General features: G+C 68.4%; 19 protein-coding genes and 1 pseudogene. 16 read left to right on the forward strand and 4 right to left on the reverse strand.

Annotation, left to right across the window (positions count from 1 at the left end; translation table 11 throughout):
* Nucleotides 1-58: 58 nt before the first annotated feature.
* The 6 genes from H7A85_RS01350 (at nt 59) to yacG (ending at nt 3,452) form a co-directional block, all read left to right on the forward strand.
* Entirely contained in the window at nt 59-586 is a 528-nt protein-coding gene (locus H7A85_RS01350) for an AAA family ATPase (RefSeq protein ID WP_182084086.1), read from the forward strand.
* Nucleotides 587-652: 66 nt separating this feature from the next.
* Nucleotides 653-811 (forward strand): hypothetical protein, encoded by a 159-nt coding sequence (locus H7A85_RS01355; protein ID WP_182084087.1) that lies wholly within the window; start codon nt 653-655, stop codon nt 809-811.
* Between the two features lie 114 nt (nt 812-925).
* Nucleotides 926-2,215 (forward strand): UDP-N-acetylglucosamine 1-carboxyvinyltransferase, encoded by a 1,290-nt coding sequence (murA, locus tag H7A85_RS01360; RefSeq protein WP_182084088.1) that lies wholly within the window; start codon nt 926-928, stop codon nt 2,213-2,215.
* 175 nt (nt 2,216-2,390) lie between these two features.
* Nucleotides 2,391-2,609, forward strand: coding sequence for a translation initiation factor IF-1 (gene infA, locus H7A85_RS01365; RefSeq protein ID WP_024349579.1), 219 nt, complete (start codon nt 2,391-2,393; stop codon nt 2,607-2,609).
* 7 nt (nt 2,610-2,616) lie between these two features.
* The gene (locus tag H7A85_RS01370; protein ID WP_182084089.1) at nt 2,617-3,249 is read left to right on the forward strand and encodes a Maf-like protein; all 633 of its coding nucleotides are present in this window, start codon (nt 2,617-2,619) and stop codon (nt 3,247-3,249) included.
* An 11-nt stretch (nt 3,250-3,260) separates the two neighbouring features.
* Nucleotides 3,261-3,452, forward strand: a complete 192-nt coding sequence (gene yacG / locus H7A85_RS01375; protein ID WP_244630872.1) for a DNA gyrase inhibitor YacG — start codon at nt 3,261-3,263, stop codon at nt 3,450-3,452.
* 4 nt (nt 3,453-3,456) lie between these two features.
* On the opposite strand, the gene H7A85_RS01380 is transcribed toward yacG, so the two are convergent.
* Together H7A85_RS01380 and H7A85_RS01385 are read right to left on the reverse strand one after the other, a co-directional pair.
* A complete protein-coding gene (locus H7A85_RS01380; protein ID WP_182084091.1) occupies nt 3,457-4,068 on the reverse strand; it encodes a transglutaminase-like cysteine peptidase in 612 nt (203 codons plus the stop codon).
* A gap of 287 nt (nt 4,069-4,355) precedes the next feature.
* A complete protein-coding gene (locus H7A85_RS01385) occupies nt 4,356-5,177 on the reverse strand; it encodes an alpha/beta hydrolase (protein ID WP_244630873.1) in 822 nt (273 codons plus the stop codon).
* 174 nt (nt 5,178-5,351) lie between these two features.
* Between H7A85_RS01385 and infC the strand changes: the two genes are divergently transcribed.
* Nucleotides 5,352-5,891, forward strand: a complete 540-nt coding sequence (gene infC, locus H7A85_RS01390) for a translation initiation factor IF-3 (RefSeq protein WP_244630903.1) — start codon at nt 5,352-5,354, stop codon at nt 5,889-5,891.
* A 115-nt stretch (nt 5,892-6,006) separates the two neighbouring features.
* On the opposite strand, the gene H7A85_RS01395 is transcribed toward infC, so the two are convergent.
* Together H7A85_RS01395 and H7A85_RS01400 are read right to left on the reverse strand one after the other, a co-directional pair.
* Nucleotides 6,007-7,377 (reverse strand): pyridoxal-dependent decarboxylase, encoded by a 1,371-nt coding sequence (locus tag H7A85_RS01395; protein WP_182084092.1) that lies wholly within the window; start codon nt 7,375-7,377, stop codon nt 6,007-6,009.
* A complete protein-coding gene (locus tag H7A85_RS01400) occupies nt 7,374-7,829 on the reverse strand; it encodes a helix-turn-helix domain-containing protein (RefSeq protein ID WP_182084093.1) in 456 nt (151 codons plus the stop codon). Before H7A85_RS01400 ends, H7A85_RS01395 begins: the two co-directional genes overlap by 4 nt.
* A gap of 123 nt (nt 7,830-7,952) precedes the next feature.
* Here H7A85_RS01400 and H7A85_RS01405 point away from each other — a divergent pair.
* The 9 genes and pseudogenes from H7A85_RS01405 (at nt 7,953) to H7A85_RS01445 (ending at nt 17,388) form a co-directional block, all read left to right on the forward strand.
* Nucleotides 7,953-9,177 (forward strand): annotated as a pseudogene (locus H7A85_RS01405) (MFS transporter).
* A 244-nt stretch (nt 9,178-9,421) separates the two neighbouring features.
* Complete coding sequence (rpmI, locus tag H7A85_RS01410) at nt 9,422-9,622, forward strand: 50S ribosomal protein L35 (RefSeq protein WP_182084094.1); 201 nt, start codon at nt 9,422-9,424, stop codon at nt 9,620-9,622.
* Nucleotides 9,623-9,663: 41 nt separating this feature from the next.
* Nucleotides 9,664-10,080, forward strand: coding sequence for a 50S ribosomal protein L20 (gene rplT / locus H7A85_RS01415; RefSeq protein WP_182084095.1), 417 nt, complete (start codon nt 9,664-9,666; stop codon nt 10,078-10,080).
* Between the two features lie 208 nt (nt 10,081-10,288).
* On the forward strand, nt 10,289-11,140 hold the full coding sequence (locus H7A85_RS01420; RefSeq protein WP_182084096.1) for a serine/threonine protein phosphatase: 852 nt from the start codon (nt 10,289-10,291) through the stop codon (nt 11,138-11,140).
* Between the two features lie 125 nt (nt 11,141-11,265).
* Nucleotides 11,266-12,348, forward strand: a complete 1,083-nt coding sequence (gene pheS / locus H7A85_RS01425; protein WP_182084097.1) for a phenylalanine--tRNA ligase subunit alpha — start codon at nt 11,266-11,268, stop codon at nt 12,346-12,348.
* A 19-nt stretch (nt 12,349-12,367) separates the two neighbouring features.
* Entirely contained in the window at nt 12,368-13,417 is a 1,050-nt protein-coding gene (locus tag H7A85_RS01430) for a glycosyltransferase family 2 protein (RefSeq protein ID WP_244630874.1), read from the forward strand.
* Between the two features lie 71 nt (nt 13,418-13,488).
* On the forward strand, nt 13,489-13,905 hold the full coding sequence (locus H7A85_RS01435; protein WP_182084098.1) for a hypothetical protein: 417 nt from the start codon (nt 13,489-13,491) through the stop codon (nt 13,903-13,905).
* A 48-nt stretch (nt 13,906-13,953) separates the two neighbouring features.
* Nucleotides 13,954-16,368 (forward strand): phenylalanine--tRNA ligase subunit beta, encoded by a 2,415-nt coding sequence (gene pheT / locus H7A85_RS01440; protein WP_182084099.1) that lies wholly within the window; start codon nt 13,954-13,956, stop codon nt 16,366-16,368.
* 33 nt (nt 16,369-16,401) lie between these two features.
* The gene (locus tag H7A85_RS01445; protein ID WP_182084100.1) at nt 16,402-17,388 is read left to right on the forward strand and encodes a Gfo/Idh/MocA family oxidoreductase; all 987 of its coding nucleotides are present in this window, start codon (nt 16,402-16,404) and stop codon (nt 17,386-17,388) included.
* Nucleotides 17,389-17,436: the final 48 nt, after the last annotated feature.

Below are 17,436 nucleotides of genomic sequence, written 5' to 3' on the forward strand. Positions count from 1 at the left end.
CACGCGCGACCTCGTCGCGCCGACGCGATGTCAGGCACACGATACATCAGGAGACATCATGGACCCACGACACGTCGTCTTGTCGGGCTGCTCGGGCGGGGGCAAGTCGACCCTCCTCGCCGAACTGGAGCGCCGGGGCTTTCGCACCGTCCCCGAGCCCGGTCGCCGGATCGTCGAGGAAGAGCTGCTGGGAACCGGTGCCGCCCTTCCCTGGATCGACCTTGCGGCCTTCGCCCGCCGCGCTCTGGAGATCGCGGCGGCCGACCGGACGCGCGAGGTGGGCGGGGCGGGTTGGGTCTTCTTCGATCGCGGTCTGGTGGATGCCGCGGTCGCGCTCGCATATGCGACCGGGCTGCCCGCTCCCGATGCTCTCGCTCCCTACGAGCGTTATCATGCCCGCGTCTTCATGACCCCGCCCTGGCCCGAGATCCATGTGCGCGACGACGCGCGACGGCACGATCTCGCCGAGGGACGAGCGGAATACGACCGCCTCCTGATCGCCTATCGCGCGCTCGGCTACGACGTGCTGATTCTGCCGAAGACGAGCGTCGGCAAACGGGCGGACTTCGTGCTGCGTCATCTCTGAGGCGATGCGCTTGTCCCCAAGATCGGATCCAGCTTTTTTCCGGGAAATGCTCTAGGGACGGGACCCATGAACAAGCTCTTCTCGTTCCTGATCATCCTGGTGATGGCGCTTCAGATCGTGCGCCCGATCGGGCTGCCCGGCCTTCGCCGGCGCGGCGACTTCTGGAAGCTGGCGATCGTGGCGATGGTCTTGTTCGGCCTCGACGTCTTGCTGCGCCCGCACTGACCTCGAGGCGAAAGCCTTCGGACCCACCCGATTTGCCCCCCGCCCCCGCCTCATGTAGAGGACCGGGCTTCCGGCTCCTTTGCCCGCGTTTGAAGCATATCGAGGCCCCAAGTCATGGATCGCATTCGCATTCGCGGCGGCAACGCCCTCAACGGCACGATCCCGATCTCGGGCGCCAAAAACGCCGCCCTGCCGCTGATGATCGCCTCGCTCCTCACGGACGACACGCTGACGCTGGAGAACGTGCCGCACCTAGCCGACGTCGAGCAGCTGATTCGCATCCTCGGCAACCACGGCGTCGACTACACCGTGTCGGGCAAGCGGCTGGCGACGCAGGCCTCGTCGGGACGCACCATCCACTTCACCGCCCGCACCATCGTCGACACCACCGCCCCTTACGAGCTCGTCTCGAAGATGCGCGCGAGCTTCTGGGTGATCGGGCCGCTTCTGGCGCGTTGTCACAAGGCGCGCGTGTCCCTGCCGGGCGGTTGCGCCATCGGCACGCGGCCGGTGGATCTCTTCATCGAGGGCCTGCAGGCGCTCGGCGCCACGATCGACATCGACGCCGGCTATGTCGTCGCCGAGGCCAAGGGCGGGCTCGTCGGCAACCGCTACACCTTCCCCAAGGTCTCGGTCGGCGCGACGCACGTCATGCTGATGGCCGCGACGCTGGCCAAAGGCCAAACGGTGATCGAGAACGCGGCGCGCGAGCCGGAGGTGGCCGATCTTGCCGCCTGCCTCAACGCGATGGGTGCCAAGATTTCGGGCGCCGGCACCTCGACGATCACGATCGACGGCGTCTCCGCCCTGTCGGGCGCGCGCCACCGCGTCCTGCCCGACCGGATCGAGACCGGCACCTATGCCATGGCCGTTGCGATGACGGGCGGCGACGTGACGCTGGAGGGCACTCGCTCCGACCTTCTCCAGACGGCGCTGACGGCGCTCGGCGACGCCGGGGCCGAGATCACCGACACGGCGGACGGCATGCGCATCGTGCGCAACGGCGGCGGCATCCGGCCGGTGGACGTCGTCACCGACCCGTTCCCCGGCTTCCCGACCGATCTCCAGGCCCAGTTCATGGCGCTGATGACGCGCTCGGACGGCGTCTCGCACATCACCGAGACGATCTTCGAGAACCGTTTCATGCACGTCCAGGAACTGGCGCGTCTCGGGGCGAAGATTTCGCTTTCGGGCCAGATGGCGCGCATTGAGGGCGTGCCGCGCCTTGTCGGCGCGCCGGTGATGGCGACCGATCTTCGCGCCTCGGTGTCCCTCGTCATCGCCGGGTTGGTGGCGGATGGCGAGACCATCGTCAACCGCGTCTACCATCTCGATCGCGGCTTCGAGCGCCTGGAGGAAAAGCTTGGCGCCTGCGGGGCGGAGGTGGAACGCATCTCCGGCTGACGGCGAAAGCTAGAAACGGGCGGAATCGCGGGCAAGCCTTGCTTTTTGCTGCGCGACGTCCGATCTAGGGCTCGAAATTCCAGGAACTAAGGAGGCCGCCCGCGACGGACGGTCCCGATTTGACGAGGGGCGGCGCCAGGGTGCGACCGGCCCCGATACGAGGTCCGATACACGCATGGCGAAAGAAGAAGTTCTCGAGTTTCCCGGCACGGTCACCGAACTGCTGCCCAACGCGACCTTCCGCATCAAGCTCGAGAACGAACACGAGATCATCGCCCACACGGCCGGCCGCATGCGCAAGAACCGCATCCGCGTCCTGACGGGCGACAAGGTGCTCGTCGAGATGACGCCCTACGATCTGACCAAGGGCCGCATCACCTACCGCTTCAAGTAGGGCGTCCATGCCCGCCAAGCCCCATAGCGCGCTGGTCCTGGCGTCCGCTTCGCCGCGCCGGCTGGAGCTTCTTCAGCAGGTCGGCATCGAGCCGGCACGCCTCCTCGGTGCGGACGTGGACGAGACGCCCGAACGCTCCGAGCACCCGCGCTCGCTCGCCAAGCGCCTGTCGCGGCTGAAGGCCATTACCGCCTTCGAGGCGCTGAAGGCGCGGGGCGAGGCGAAGGATTGCTTCGTGCTGGGCGCCGACACGGTGGTCTCGCTCGGCCGGCAGGTGATCCCGAAGGCCGAGATCGAGGAGGACGCGGTGACCAACCTGCGCCTTCTGTCGGGGCGCGCGCACCGGGTGTTCACCGGGGTCTGCGTCGTCACCCCGTCCGGCAAGGCGCGCCAGCGCCTCGTGGAAACGCGCATCCGCTTCAAGCGCCTGTCGCGCGAGGACATCGAGCGTTACGTCGCGTCGGGCGAATGGCGCGGCAAGGCGGGCGGCTATGCCATCCAGGGGCTGGCCGGCGGCTTCGTGGTGCGCCTCGTCGGCTCCTATTCCAACGTCGTCGGCCTGCCGCTTTACGAAACGCTGTCGCTTCTGACGGGCGAGGGCTTCGTCCTGTCCGCCCCCGGCGCCGTTCCCGCGGTTTGAGGCCAAACGCCGTGAGCGCCGAGGTCACGCCCCTTCGCCCGCGTCGCAAATGCCCGGAATGCGGGCAGGCGTCCGAGCGCGCCCATTTCCCGTTCTGCTCGCCGCGCTGCAAGGCGGTGGATCTCAATCGCTGGCTGTCGGGCGCTTATGTGATCGCCGGGCCGGAGGAGGAATCCAGCCCCGGCGACGACGGGCGCGGCTGACGGGTCAGGGCGAGACCGCGCTGACCAGCGGGTCGGAGCCGCTTTCGATCTCGAGCCAGGTGCCGGCATTCGCCGAGGACTGCCGCTTGATGAAGCGATAGGGCACCTCGTTCCACGGGCGCACGCGCCAGTCGAGATTGTCGAGAACGAAGTCGCCCGAGCGGGTGCGCAGCGTCAGCACCGCATGGCCGGTGCCGTCGCGTTTCTTCACCACGGTCAGGAGAAGATCGGCGAGCGAAATGCCGGCCGCATGAAGGCGCTGGCGCTTCAGGAGGGCATAGTCCTCGCAGTCGCCGCGATCCGTCGGAAAGGCCCAGACCTCCTCCTGCCCGTAAAGCTCCTGGTCGCTCGCCGGCTTGATCGCGCCGTTGACCTCGAGATTGACCTTGGCGACGAGCCGCATCAGCGCGGCGTCCAGAACCACGGGGGCTTGCGCGCTGGCGTTGATCGGGCCGCATTCGGTCGGAAGCCGCTGACAGAAGGCGTGATGGCCGAAGGGCTGCTTGGTCGGGCCGCCGACGTTCATTCCGGAAGCGGCCGGAGCCGCCATCGCGGAACCGAAGCCGGAAAAAAGACACAGCACCACCGCCGCGCTGAAGAAGCGCCGAAAAATCATCACGATCTCCGTCGAACGAGCGACCCGTCCTCGCTCGACCGCTATCGTGTGTGCAGCGCGGAAAGCTGTCAATCACCCCGAAATGCGGGGCAGCGAGATAGCGGCCCGTTTTTTTTCGTCAAGCTTTCGGCGCACGAAAATCCATTGCGCCGAAAAGGCCGACGAGGGAAGGATTCACGCGCCGATCCGGTGCGTTGCGGACGATGTTGCCAAACTGACACGATCGCGTCACGCAATGGCGACGAGGCGGTTTTCGCGCCGAGCCGGCTGGGTCCTTCGCCCGGCGGTCAGGCGCCGCCGTGCTGCCCGTCCGCTAGAAGGCTCGTCACCGCCGCCTCCATGCGCGCCAGATCCTCCGGGCGCGACAGGCGGTGGTCGCCGTCCTTCACCAGCGTCAGCGTCACGCCGGCGGAGGGAAGAAGCGCAACGAGATCGAGCGCGTGAGAAAACGGCACGTCGGGGTCTTCCATCCCCTGGATGACATGCACCGGCGCGTCGAGCCCGATCGGCCCGCCCATCACCCCGGCCGCCTCGCCGTCGCGGATCAACTGTGCCGTGTAGACCGTCGGCTGGTCGGAATAGGGCGAGGCCTCCTCCAGACGCCCGTCGCGCGCCAGGATCTCGCGCTGAGCGGCCGACAGCCGGGGCTCGAGGAGACGGCTGGTGAAGTCGGGCGCGGGCGCCAGGAGCAGAAGCGCGGCGATCCGGCCGGGCAGGCGCTGGCCGAGGCGCAGCGCGATCCAGGCGCCCATGGAGGAGCCGACGAGAAGCAGCGGGCCGCTCGTTCGGGCGGCGATCATCGCGGCCGCGTCCTCCGTCCAGCGCGAGATCGTGCCGTCCTCGAACGCCCCTTCCGATTCGCCGTGCCCGCTATAGTCGAAGCGCAGGAAGGGCAGGCCTTCCCGTTCGGCCAGCGCCGACAGGACCTCGGCCTTGGTGCCGCGCATGTCGGAGCGGAAGCCGCCGAGCCAGACCACGGTCGGGCCGCCGGGCCGGCCGGGCCCTTCCAGAAAGGCCAGACGCTCGCCCGAATGGGGCACGGTCTCGAAACGGGCGGGCGCGATCGTGGCCATGGCGGGGCCTTTCCTGGCGGCGGGATGGGCTTTCATGTGTTTTTTCGCCGTCCCCGGCGTGAAATCGGGGGCGGGGCGTGTTATATGAAGCGAAAGTTATCGGACGATAAGGACTGGGCCTCGCGGTTTTTGCCGCCTTCCGCCCGCAACCGTTTCGCGCCGAATTCGTATCTCGAAGAGTTCGATCGTCAACAGCTGGAGTCAACGACCATTCGCAGACCATTTCGCGCGCCGCCGGCCCAGAAGGAAGGGCCGCGCTCCAACCGGGAGATCCGGGTTCCCTCTGTTCAACTGATCGATGCGGACGGACAGAACCGAGGGGCCATCCCCACGGCCGAAGCGCTGGCCCTGGCCGAGGAAGCCGGGCTCGACCTCGTCGAGATCGTGCCGACCGCCAGCCCTCCCGTCTGCAAGATCCTGGATCTCGGAAAGCTCAAGTACGAGGGCCAGAAGAAGGCCGCCGAGGCCCGTCGTCGCCAGAAGATCATCGAGGTCAAAGAGATCAAGATGCGTCCCAACATCGACGACCACGACTACGACACCAAGATGAAGGCGGTCCGCCGCTTCTTCGACGAGGGCGACAAGGTCAAGGTCACGCTGCGCTTCCGCGGCCGCGAGATGGCGCACCAGGAACTCGGCATGCGCCTGCTCAACCGGGTGCGCGAGGAAACCGCCGAGATTTCCAAGGTCGAGGCCGAGCCCAAGCTCGAAGGCCGTCAGATGATGATGGTGCTGGCACCCAAGGGCTGACCGGCCCGCCGATACCGGTTGGAAGAAGGCGGCTTCGGGCCGCCTTTTTCATGTCCGCTCTTTCCTTGTCGCTCTCCGCCGGAACAAGCCGGGCGACGAGGGAGGGTGCCGGCGCTCAGCCGGTTGCCGCCCGCGCCAGCGCTTCGGCGAGACGCGCGACGTCTTCGTGCCGGGTCCGCCAGGACGAGATGCTGATGCGGAAGGCGGGGCGTCCCCGCCAGATCGTCGTCCCGAACCAGCCGGCATCCCCGTCGAGGACGCCCTGGCGAACGCGCGCGGTTCCCTCGTCGTCCTCGTATCGCACGAGAACCTGGTTGAGGACGACGCGGTTGAGAACGTCGAAGCCGCTCGCGCGCAGGCGCTCGGCCAGCCATGCGGCCTCCTCGCAGTGGCGATCGACGAGTTCGGCGACTCCTCGTCGCCCCAGCGTGCGAAGCGCGGCCCAGATCGGAATGCCGCGCGCGCGGCGCGAGAACTCCAGCGTCAGGTTCTTCTGCGCATCCCGCGATGCGGTGGAATAGGCCGCGTCGGCGTTCATCGCCCCGGCGAGGGCCTCGGCGTCACGGCAGATCGCGACTGCGCCGTCATAGGGCGTGTTCAGCCATTTGTGACCGTCCGTGGTCCAACTGTCGGCGCGATCGACACCCCGGGTCAGCGCCCGCTGCGAGGACGCGCGCGCCCAGAGCCCGAACGCCCCGTCGACATGTACCCATGCGCCGGCGCGCCCGGCGGCCGCGATCAGCGGCTCGAACGGATCGAACTCGCCGGTGTTCACTTCGCCGGCCTGGAGGCAGAGGATGGTGCGCTCGTCCAGCGCGGGAAGGCGAGCGGGGTCGATCCGGCCTTGCGCGTCGGTCGGCGCGACCACGAGGCGCCCCGTGCCGAAGCCCAGAAGCCTGAGCGCCTTCTTCACGGTGATGTGGACGGTGTCGGAGACGACGACCCGGATCTCGGGCGCCCCGTGGAGCCCGTCCCGGTCGAAGTCCCATCCGTGGCGGGCGAGCAGGGTCCGCCGCGCCGCCGAGAGGCAGGTCAGCGTGCAGGCCGTCGCGCTGGTGCCGAACCCGACGCCGCTTTCGCGGGGAAGGTCGAGCACGTCGAGAAGCCACTCCCCGGCGATTCGCTCCACGGTCGCTGCCACGGGCGAGTTGTCGTAGGACGACGCGCATTGGTCCCAGGCCAGCATGAGCCGTTCGGCGGCGGCTGCCGCCGGCAGCGCGGCACCGATCACGAAGCCGAAGTAGCGCGGCCCGTTCGAGGCTGTGGTGGCCGGGGAGCCGTAAAGGTCGAGAAGACGCAGCGTGTCGGCACCGTCGTGGCCCCGCTCGGAAAGGGGTTCGGCGAAGGCCGCCAGGGCGTCCCGCGCCGCCTTCGCGGGAAAGGCCGGGCGCGCGCCGAGCGTCGTCAGATAGGTTCGGGCCCGCGCGTCCGCGTCCCGGACGAGGTCGAGTTCCGCAGTTCCCGTGGTGTCGAGCGTGTTCGTCATCGAGTTTCTTCCACCTTCTTCACCCGCGTCATTTCCGGGGCCAGCGACAGTCCAGCATGGGTGCGAAGGTCCAGCCGGGGCACCGGCTCGTTCGTTTCCACATCGACGAGCGAGGACCGGGCTTCGCCGGAGCGGTAGAGATGGTCCTCGCCCCATTGCCGAAGCGCCACCACGACGAGGAACAGGCTCCGTCCCTTTTGCGTCAGCACGTATTCCCGGTAGGCGCTGCCGTCGGACGCCGGCGCTGTTTCCAGGATGGCGTTGCGCGTGAGATCGCGCAGGCGGGACGCGAGGATGCCCTTGGCGATGCCAAGGCTCGCCTGGAACTCGCTGAAACGCCGCACGCCGTCGAACGCGTCGCGCACGATGAGCAGCGACCACCCGTCGCCGATCACGTCGAGCGCACGTGCGACCGGGCATGGCGCATCGCCGAAGCCGATCCGTTTGACCATCACGCCTGCCTTTCCACGTCACCATATCTGGTTCTAATTTAGGACTTGATCCCGGTCCGAGCAAGTGGTTCCAAAAAGGAACCAGGTGCCACGCGAATCGGACCGCCCATGTCGAAGAACCCCATGCGCCGACCCCACGGACGAGCCGAGGACGGTCTGCCGCGGCCCGCCGTCTGGCTGTTTGCCGTCGCAGCAGGCCTCGGCGTCGCCAATATCTACTATGCCCAGCCGCTTCTGGACGTGATGGCGCAGGACTTCGGCATCCAAGCTTCCGCCGTCGGTCTGGTGGTGACGCTGACGCAGGTCGGCTACGCGCTGGGGCTGATCTTCGTGGTTCCGCTCGGCGATCTCGTCGACCGACGCCGAATGATCGTCGGGATGAGCCTCCTGTCGGCGGGCGCGCTCGCTCTCGCGGCAACGGCGGAAACGAGCGCGATCCTGTTCGCGGCCTTGATGGCGACGGGTGTGCTGGCCGTGGTGGTGCAGGTTCTCGAGGCCTTTGCCGCGACGCTGGCGAGCCCCGGCGAGCGGGGCAAGGTGGTGGGCGGGGTGACGAGCGGCGTGGTGGCCGGCATTCTGGGCGCGCGCTTCGTCGCCGGGCTGATCGCCGATTGGGGAGGCTGGCGCGCCGTGTACCTCACCTCCGCCGCCCTGGCGTTCGCCATGGCTGTGCTGCTCCTCCGCTTCCTGCCCACGCGGACCCCTCGCGCGGGGGAGGAGGATTACGCGAGCGTGCTCCGGTCGATCCCGGTTCTCTTCTTGAGCGACCGCGTTCTCCTGCGGCACGGTCTTCTGGCCCTCCTGATCTTCGCGGCCTTCGCCACGTTGTGGACGGCGCTGGTGCTGCCGCTGAGGGCCGAGCCCTTCTCCTACTCCCATACCCGGATCGGCCTGTTCGGCCTCGCCGGGATGGCGGGCGCCCTGGCGGCGTCGCAGGCCGGCCGCCTGGCGGACCGGGGCCTCGGCGAGCGGACCACGGGATGGGCGCTCATGCTTCTCACCGCCTCATGGGGGGGCGATCGCCCTCGTTTCGCATTCGGTCCTGCTTCTCGTCGTCGGCGTGATCCTCTTGGATCTGGCGGTACAGGCGGTCCACGTCACCAACCAGAGCATCATCCTGGCGCGGCATCCGCAGGCCGGCAGCCGTCTCGTCGGCGGCTACATGGTGTTCTACTCGGTCGGCAGCGCCCTCGGGGCGATCGTCTCCACAACGGTCTACGCCGCGGCGGGCTGGACCGGCGTCTGCGGGCTCGGGGCGGCGGTCAGTGCCGCGGCCCTCGCGCTATGGGCCGCCGGCCGCGCGAAAGCGGGTGGAGCGACGGCAGAGCGCAAGCGTGCCACCGGCTGAGCGCTCGATCGAGGCACGGGCCATGCCGCCCCGTTTCCACGGCGATCCCGGCCACCCGGGGGCATCTTGCGCGCCGCGGCCGGGATCTGTATAAGCCGCCCGTTCACGCGAACCGGCCGGCAGGGCATGCCGTGTCGGTTCTGATGCTGTCGTGGTCCCCCCGATCCGCTTATCACGGATGGAGCGCCGAGCTTTCGCGAGCCCGGCCGCGGGACGAAACGATTTTCCGATCCAGGAGAGCGAAATGCCCAAGATGAAGACCAAGTCGGCCGCCAAGAAGCGGTTCCGCATGACGGCCTCCGGCAAGGTGAAGGCGGGTCCCGCCGGCAAGCGCCACGGCATGATCAAGCGCTCCAACGACTTCATTCGCGACTCGCGCGGGACGATGATCCTCAGCGAGGCGGATGCCAAGATCGTCAAGATCTACATGCCCTACAACCGCTAAGCGCGGCTTGAGGCTATACAAGATTTCAAGGAGATAAGATCATGGCACGCGTCAAGCGGGGCGTTACGTCCCACGCCAAGCACAAGAAGACCCTGAAGGCCGCCAAGGGTTTCTACGGTCGCCGCAAGAACACGATCCGCGCCGCCAAGGCCGCGGTGGATCGCTCCAAGCAGTTCGCCACGCGCGACCGCCGCGTCAAGAAGCGCAACTTCCGCGCCCTGTGGATCCAGCGCATCAACGCCGGCGTGCGCGAGCACGGCCTGACCTACGCCCGCTTCATCGACGGCCTCAACAAGGCCGGCATCGAGGTGGACCGCAAGGTCCTGTCCGACATCGCGATCCACGAGCCGGAGGCCTTCGCCGCCCTCGTGGAACAGGCCAAGACCGCGCTCGCCTACATCAAGGACGAGAGCGAGACGGCCCATGCCAAGGCCGTCGGCGAGAAGCTCGCCGCCTGATCGGCAGCGACATCGCTGGAAGTTCGAAAAAGGCCTGGGGGCGAACGGCTCCCGGGCCTTTTTCATGCCCGGACGCCGCGCAAATGTGACATCCCTATGACAGGACTCGCGAAAACGCGTCCGCTCGATCGCCCCTAGGTTGAATCGCGAACGGTTCTATCCTTCTTGGGAGGGATAGTCTTCGACGCGAACAAGGACCGCGAAACCCATGGGATCGGCAGAAGCGCAGCGTCAGGATGGATCGGTCGCTTCCGATGCGCCCGCGCCGCGCATCGAGCGCCGGGTCCTGGCGGACGGGCGCGTGGTCTGGATCAAGCGCTTCGGCACGGAGCGCCTGCGGCTGGCCCAGCGCCTTCACGGGTGGCTGGCGCGGACGCTGCCGATCGGCTTCTGGAGCGCTTCGCCGCGCGCCGGGGCCGGCGAGATGCGCTCGCGCGAGCTTCGCAAATACGCCGCCTTCCGCCGCGCCGGCATCGCGGTTCCCGAGATCGTCGAGGCCGATGCGCATTCGCTGACGATCGGCGATGCGGGCCCCAGCGTCGAAGTGCTGGTGAAGCGCTTGGCGCAGGCCAGGGATACCGCCGGTCAGGACGAGCTTCTGGTGCGCGTCGCCGCCTCTCTCGGTGCGATCCACGGCGCGGGCCTCTGCCACGGCCGCCCGCATCTGCGCGACGTGGCGGCGCCCGGCGAAGAGATCGTCTGGTTCGACTTCGAGGAGGAGCCGGAGGCCACCATGCCGGTGGCGGACGCGCAGGCGCGCGACGTCTGGCTCCTGTTCTTCCAGATCTGCTGGCGCGCGGGCGATCGGCAGACGCCGGTGCGCGCGCTCCATGCCTATCGCGAAAAGGCGCCGTCCGGCGTCGTGGAGCGCCTGGCGGTGCACCTGTCGCGCATTGCCTGGACGCTGCCCGTGGCGCGTCTGGCGCGGCGCGTCCATGCCGGTGGCGATCTGGTGCGCTATGTCGGCGCGACGGCGTTTCTCCTCGCCAATCTCGTGTCGCCCGATATGCCCAAGCCCCCCGAGCCCCCGACGCATTCGGTGACGCGCTTCGACCGCTGACGCCGGGGCCACGTCGCCGTTCCCGAAAATCCATTCCCGTTTGGCGATCGTTGCGCTAGGAAGGCGCCGGCCGGGTGGCTTCGAGCCCCCGGCCCCTTCTGCCGCCTGCCCCAAGAGGACCCGCCGTGACGGATCTGTCCGCGATCGAAGCCCGCACCCTGCAAGACGTCGAGAACGCCGCCGACGAAGCCGCGCTGGAGGCCGTGCGCCTCGCCGCCCTCGGCAAGAAGGGCGAGATTTCCGAACTGCTCAAGGGTCTGGGCAAGATGGACGCCGAGGAGCGGCGCGAGTTCGGGCCGAAGGTCAACGGCCTGCGCGACCGCGTACAGGGCGCGCTGACGACGCGCCGGGACGCGCTCGTGGCGGCCGCGACGGAAGCGCGCCTCCAGGCCGAGCGCCTCGACGTGACGCTGCCCGTGCGCCCCTCCGCGCTCGGGCGCGGGCGCATCCACCCGATCTCCCAGGTGGTGGACGAGATCACCGCGATCTTCGCCGACATGGGCTTTTCCGTCGCCGAAGGGCCGGACATCGAGACCGATCGCTACAATTTCACCGCGCTGAACTTCCCCGAAGGCCACCCGGCGCGCGAGATGCACGACACGTTCTTCCTGAAGAGCGCGGACGGGGCCGAGCGCAAGCTTCTGCGCACCCACACCTCGCCCGTGCAGATCCGCACGATGGAGGCGCAAAAGCCCCCGATCCGCATCGTCATCCCCGGCAAGACCTACCGGCAGGATTCGGATGCCACCCACACGCCGATGTTCCATCAGGTGGAAGGGCTCGTCATCGACAAGTCCGCCAACATCGCCAACATGAAGTGGGTGCTGACCGAGTTCTGCAAGGCGTTCTTCGAGGTGCCGTCCTTGAACATGCGCTTCCGGCCGAGCTTCTTCCCCTTCACCGAGCCCTCCATGGAGGTCGACATCCAGTGCGACCGCTCCGGCTCCGAGGTGCGCTTCGGGGAAGGCACGGACTGGATGGAGATCCTGGGCTGCGGCATGGTCCACCCGAACGTGCTTCGCGGCGTCGGGCTCGATCCCGACGAATACCAGGGCTTTGCCTGGGGCATGGGGATCGACCGCATCGCCATGCTGAAATACGGCATGCCGGATCTTCGCGCCTTCTTCGACGCCGATATCCGCTGGATCGAGCACTACGGCTTCCGCCCGCTCGACATGCCGACGCTGTTCGCCGGCCTTAGCGCCTGACCCTTTGGCGAACGCGGCCGTGGGTCGGACCTTCGCCTATCCCGTGAACGACCCGGCGGACTGGGCGGCGATGCGCCGCCTGTCCCCCTGGCGGCGCCTGGTTCTCGCCCTTCGCGAGCGCCGCTACCGAAAGCGGGCGGTCCCCGCCGAAGGGGTGGAGCTTCGCCCGCAAGAGAGCATCCGTCCGCTCGAGCGGGACGATCTCGCGCTCGTCTGCACCGTGCGCAACTCGGCGCCCTACCTGCCGGCCTTTCTCGCCCATTACCGCCGTCTCGGCGTGACGCGCTTCGTGTTCGTGGACGATCGTTCGGACGACGGAACCTTCGCGCTCCTGGCGGGCGAGCCCGATGTCGATCTCTTCACCTCCAACGTCACCTATGGCGAGGCCGTCTACGGCCGTGTCTGGCGCGACGCCCTGTTCTCGCGATACGGGCGCGAGCGCTGGTATCTCAATGTCGATGCCGACGAGTTCCTCCTGTTTCCGGACTGCGAGACGCGAAACCTTCGCGATCTGATCGCCGATCTCGAGCGCGCGGACCTGCGGCGATGCCTCGCCCCGATGCTCGACCTTTATCCGGACGGCCCCTTGCGCGATGCGGTGTTCGACCCGGCGCTCCACACCCATCCGCTGGAGGTTTCGCCGCTGATCGACGGCGGGGATTACGAGATCGCACCCGAGAAGTTCTGCATGGCGGTGCGCGGCGGCCCGCGCACGCGCCTCTTCGGCAACCGCATCCGCCTCACCAAGTTTCCGGTGATCTTCGTGGACGAGGCGACGCAGGAAAACGGCTCCTCGATCCACGGGCCGCTGCCGATCGCGCGCAACTTCTCGGCCGTCAACGCCGTGCTCCTCCACTACAAGTTCTCCGCTGCCTCCGTGGAGGAGTTCGCCCGGCTCGCCGGCGAGGGGCAACATTTCGGCGGCGGCGTCTTCTATGCCGAGATCGCGCGGTCGGGCGCCTTTCACGACGATCTTTCGCTCCGCTATCCCGGCTCGCTGCGGGTCGGCTCGTCGATGGACCTCGTGCGGCGCGGCTTCATGGAAGATCTTCGCGCCCGCGCCATTTGACCCGCCGGGAAAAGGCGGGCATCACGGCCCGGCCCCTTGAACCTCGACGCCCCCGCGAAGGAGACGACCCCATGGCCCGAGACGCCGCCGGAACCGCTCGCTTCGTCGTGGTGGAGGCGATCGCCGTTCTGGCCGGCGCCATCATCGGCCTTTTGGTCGCCGCCGTGTTCGGCTGGCTGTTCCTGTCCGTGATTTTCGGCTCGATCGCCGCCGCGCCCGGCTATTACATTCTGGCGCTCGTCACGGTGCTCGTGTTTGCCGTTCTCTACCACAGGCTTCCCGGCACGCCGGCAGCGCTCGCCTCGCTCGCGGTCGGCATTCTCCTGCCGACCGTGATCGCGCGCTTCGCCTTCGACCGGGTCGAGCCGCTCGGAAGCCTCGTTCTCCTTCATCTCGTGTTCGCGCTGGTGGCGCTGTCGGTGTATCGCTTCGTTCACGCGAGCGGGCTGGTGCAACGCGCCGCCGACAATGTTACCGACCGTCCCTGACCATCCCGGCGCCGTTTCCAAGCGCCCTCCAGACCCTCTAGGCCCGTCATGAAGTTCACCCTGTCCTGGCTGAAGGACCATCTCGACACCACCGCGACCCTGGCCGAGATCGCCGAGCGGCTGACCTCGCTCGGGCTCGAAGTCGAGGCGGTCGACGACAAGGCGGCGATGCGCGCCTTCACGATCGCGCGCGTTCTCTCGGCCTCGCGCCACCCGGACGCCGATAAGCTTCAGGTGCTCAGCGTCGATGCGGGCCCTGGCGTCAACGAGGGGCGGCCGCTCCAGGTCGTGTGCGGGGCGCCCAACGCGCGCGCCGGCCTCGTCGGTGTTCTCGGCCTGCCCGGCACCTATGTGCCGGGGCTGGACGTGACGCTCGGCGTCGGCAAGATCCGCGGTGTCGAGAGCCACGGCATGATGTGCTCCGAGCGCGAACTGGAGCTCTCCGACGAGCACAACGGCATCATCGATTTGGCCCCGGACGCGCCCATCGGCACCCCGTTTGCCGACTATGCGGGGCTCGGCGACCCGGTGATCGAGATCGGCCTGACGCCGAACCGACCGGACGCGACGGGCATCCACGGCATTGCGCGCGATCTCGCCGCGTCCGGTCTCGGCACCCTGAAGAGCGGCGCGGTGGAGCCGGTCGCGGGCGAAGGCGCCTGCCCGGTGGAACTGCGGGTGGAAAGCCCGACCTGCCTCGGCTTCGCGCTGCGGCGCGTGTCGGGCGTCACGAACGGTCCCTCGCCGGACTGGATGCAGAAGCGCCTGAAGGCGATCGGCCTTCGCCCGATCAACGCGCTCGTCGACATCACCAACTACATCACCTTCGACCGGGGACGCCCGCTCCACGTCTTCGACGCGGCCAAGGTTTCCGGTGCGCTCGCCGTGCGGCAGGCGCGGGACGGCGAGGAGATCCTCGGCCTCGACGGGCGCACCCACAAGCTGAACCCGAGGACTTGCGTCATCGCCGACGAGAACGGGCCGGAATCGATCGCCGGCATCATGGGCGGGGAGCATTCGGGCTGCGATGAGGGCACGACTGATGTTCTGATCGAATCGGCGCTCTGGGAGCCGATCGACATCGCCCGCACCGGGCGCTCGCTCGGGATCATCACCGACGCGCGCTACCGCTTCGAGCGCGGCGTCGATCCGGCCTTCATGGGCGCCGGCCTCGATCTCGCCACCCGCATGGTGCTGGACCTCTGCGGGGGGGTGCCAAGCGAAGCCTCGATCGTCCCGCCGAAGGACGCTTCACCAGCGCCTATCCGCTTCCCCTTCGCCGAGGTCGAGCGCCTGACGGGCCTTTCCGTCGACAAGGACCGCCAAGTCGAGATCCTCGGAAAGCTCGGCTTTCGCGTCGATGACGCGGGCGACCACGCCGCCGTTCTCGCGCCCTCCTGGCGCCCCGACATCGAGGGCAAGGCCGATCTCGTCGAGGAGGTGATGCGCCTCGTCGGCGTCGATGCCATCGAGCCGCAGCCGCTGCCCTCGCTCGCCGGCGTCAACGCGCGCGTCCTGACGCCGCGCCAGCTGCGCGATCGCGCGGCGCGGCGCACGCTCGCCGCGCGCGGCCTCGCCGAAGCCGTGACCTATTCCTTCCTGTCGAGCGAGGCGGCACGCGCCTTCGGCGGCGGGGCTGAGGCGCTGCAGCTCGAAAACCCGATCGCCGCCGATCTTTCGGACATGCGCCCCTCGCTTCTGCCGAACCTTCTTCAGGCGGCGCAGCGCAACGCGCAGCGGGGTCTCAATGATCTCTCGCTCTTCGAGGTCGCTTCGATCTATCGCTCCGACGAGCCGGACGGGCAGCGGCGCGTGGCCGGTGGCGTTCGCCGGGGCACGGCGGGTGCCCATGGTTCGGGCCGCGACTGGGCGGGCAACGCCACCCCGGTCGGTGTCTTCGATGCCAAGGCGGACGCGCTGGCGGTTCTGGAAGCGATCGGCGTTCCCGTTGAGCGCATCCAGTTCGAAACGCCCGCCAGCGCCTGGTACCATCCCGGCCGTTCCGGCCGCATCAAGCTCGGCCCCAAGACCGTGCTCGCCGAGTTCGGCGAGTTCCACCCGGCGGCCTTGAAGGCGCTCGGCGTCTCGGGCACGGCGGCCGGCTTCGAGGTGTTCCTCGACGAGGCACCGGAGGCCAAGCGCAAACCGACGCGCACCAAGCCGGTGCTCGCCCTGTCCGCGTTCCAGCCGGTACGGCGCGACTTCGCTTTCGTGGTGGACCGTTCGGTGGAAGCGATCAAGCTCCTGCGCGCGGCCGAAGGCGCCGACCGCAAGCTCGTCGGCGAGGTCCGCCTGTTCGACATCTTCGAGGGCGCGGCGCTGGGCGAGGACAGGAAGTCGATCGCCATCGAGGTGACGCTGAAGCCGACGGACAAGACGCTAACCGACGAGGACTTGGAAGCCGTTTCGGCCAAAATCGTCGCGGCGGTGGAGAAGGCGACGGGCGGGCAGTTACGCGCCTGATCGCGACGAGAAACGAGGGGAGGGAAGCTTAAGATGCTGCGTTGGGGAATCCTGTCGGGCGCCAAGATCGCCCGCGACCACGTCATACCCGCCATCCTCAAGGCGGAGGGCTGCGTGCTGGAGGGCATCGCCAGCCGGGACGCGGCGCGGGCGGGCGAACTCGCCCGCCATTTCGGCGCGCCCCGTTCCTTCGGCTCCTACGAAGCGCTTCTGGAAAGCCCTGAGATCGACGCGGTCTATGTGCCGCTGCCGACCGCCCACCACGTCGAATGGGCGGTGCGGGCAGCGGATGCCGGCAAGCATGTGCTGGTGGAAAAGCCGCTGGCGCTTCGCGCCTCCGACATCGCGCGCGTGATCGAGGCGCGCGACCGAGCGGGTGTCCAGGTCGCGGAAGCCTTCATGGTGCGTTACCACCCGCAATGGGCGACGGTGCGCGACTGGATCTCGGTCGGCCGGATCGGGCGCTTGCGCCACGTGCAAGGCGCCTTCTCCTACTTCAACGACGACCCCGCCAACATGCGCAACCAGATCGATCTCGGCGGCGGCGCCCTGCCCGACATCGGCGTTTATCCGGTGGTCGCCACGCGTCTCGTCACCGGGGCCGAACCGGCTTCGGCCAGAGCCCGCATCGAGCGCGACGCGCGCTTCGGCACCGATATCTTCGCCGAATGCGAAGCCGACTTCGGCGCGTTTCGCTTGAGCTTCTATGTCGCGACGCAGATGGCTGCCCGCCAGACCATGGTGTTCCACGGCACGGACGGCTTCATCGAGGTGGACGCACCCTTCAACGCCGGCCTCTACGCCCAAGCCGCCGTCCACCTCCACGACCGATCGCACGGGACGACCGAGACCGTGCGCTTCGGCGGGGTCGACCAGTATCGCCTCCAGGCCGAAGCCTTCGCGCGTGCCGTTGCGGGTTTGGGCGAGCGGCTATTCGCGCTCGAGGAATCGGTCCTCAATCAGCGGGTGATCGACGCCTTCTACCGCTCCGCCGAGGCGAGCGCGCCCGTTCCGGTCTGACTGCACCTCTCCCGAAGCCTGCCGGATCGCGGCTGGCAGCCGGGCGCT

The organism is Aureimonas sp. ME7 (assembly GCF_903970965.1).
GTDB lineage: Bacteria > Pseudomonadota > Alphaproteobacteria > Rhizobiales > Rhizobiaceae > Aureimonas.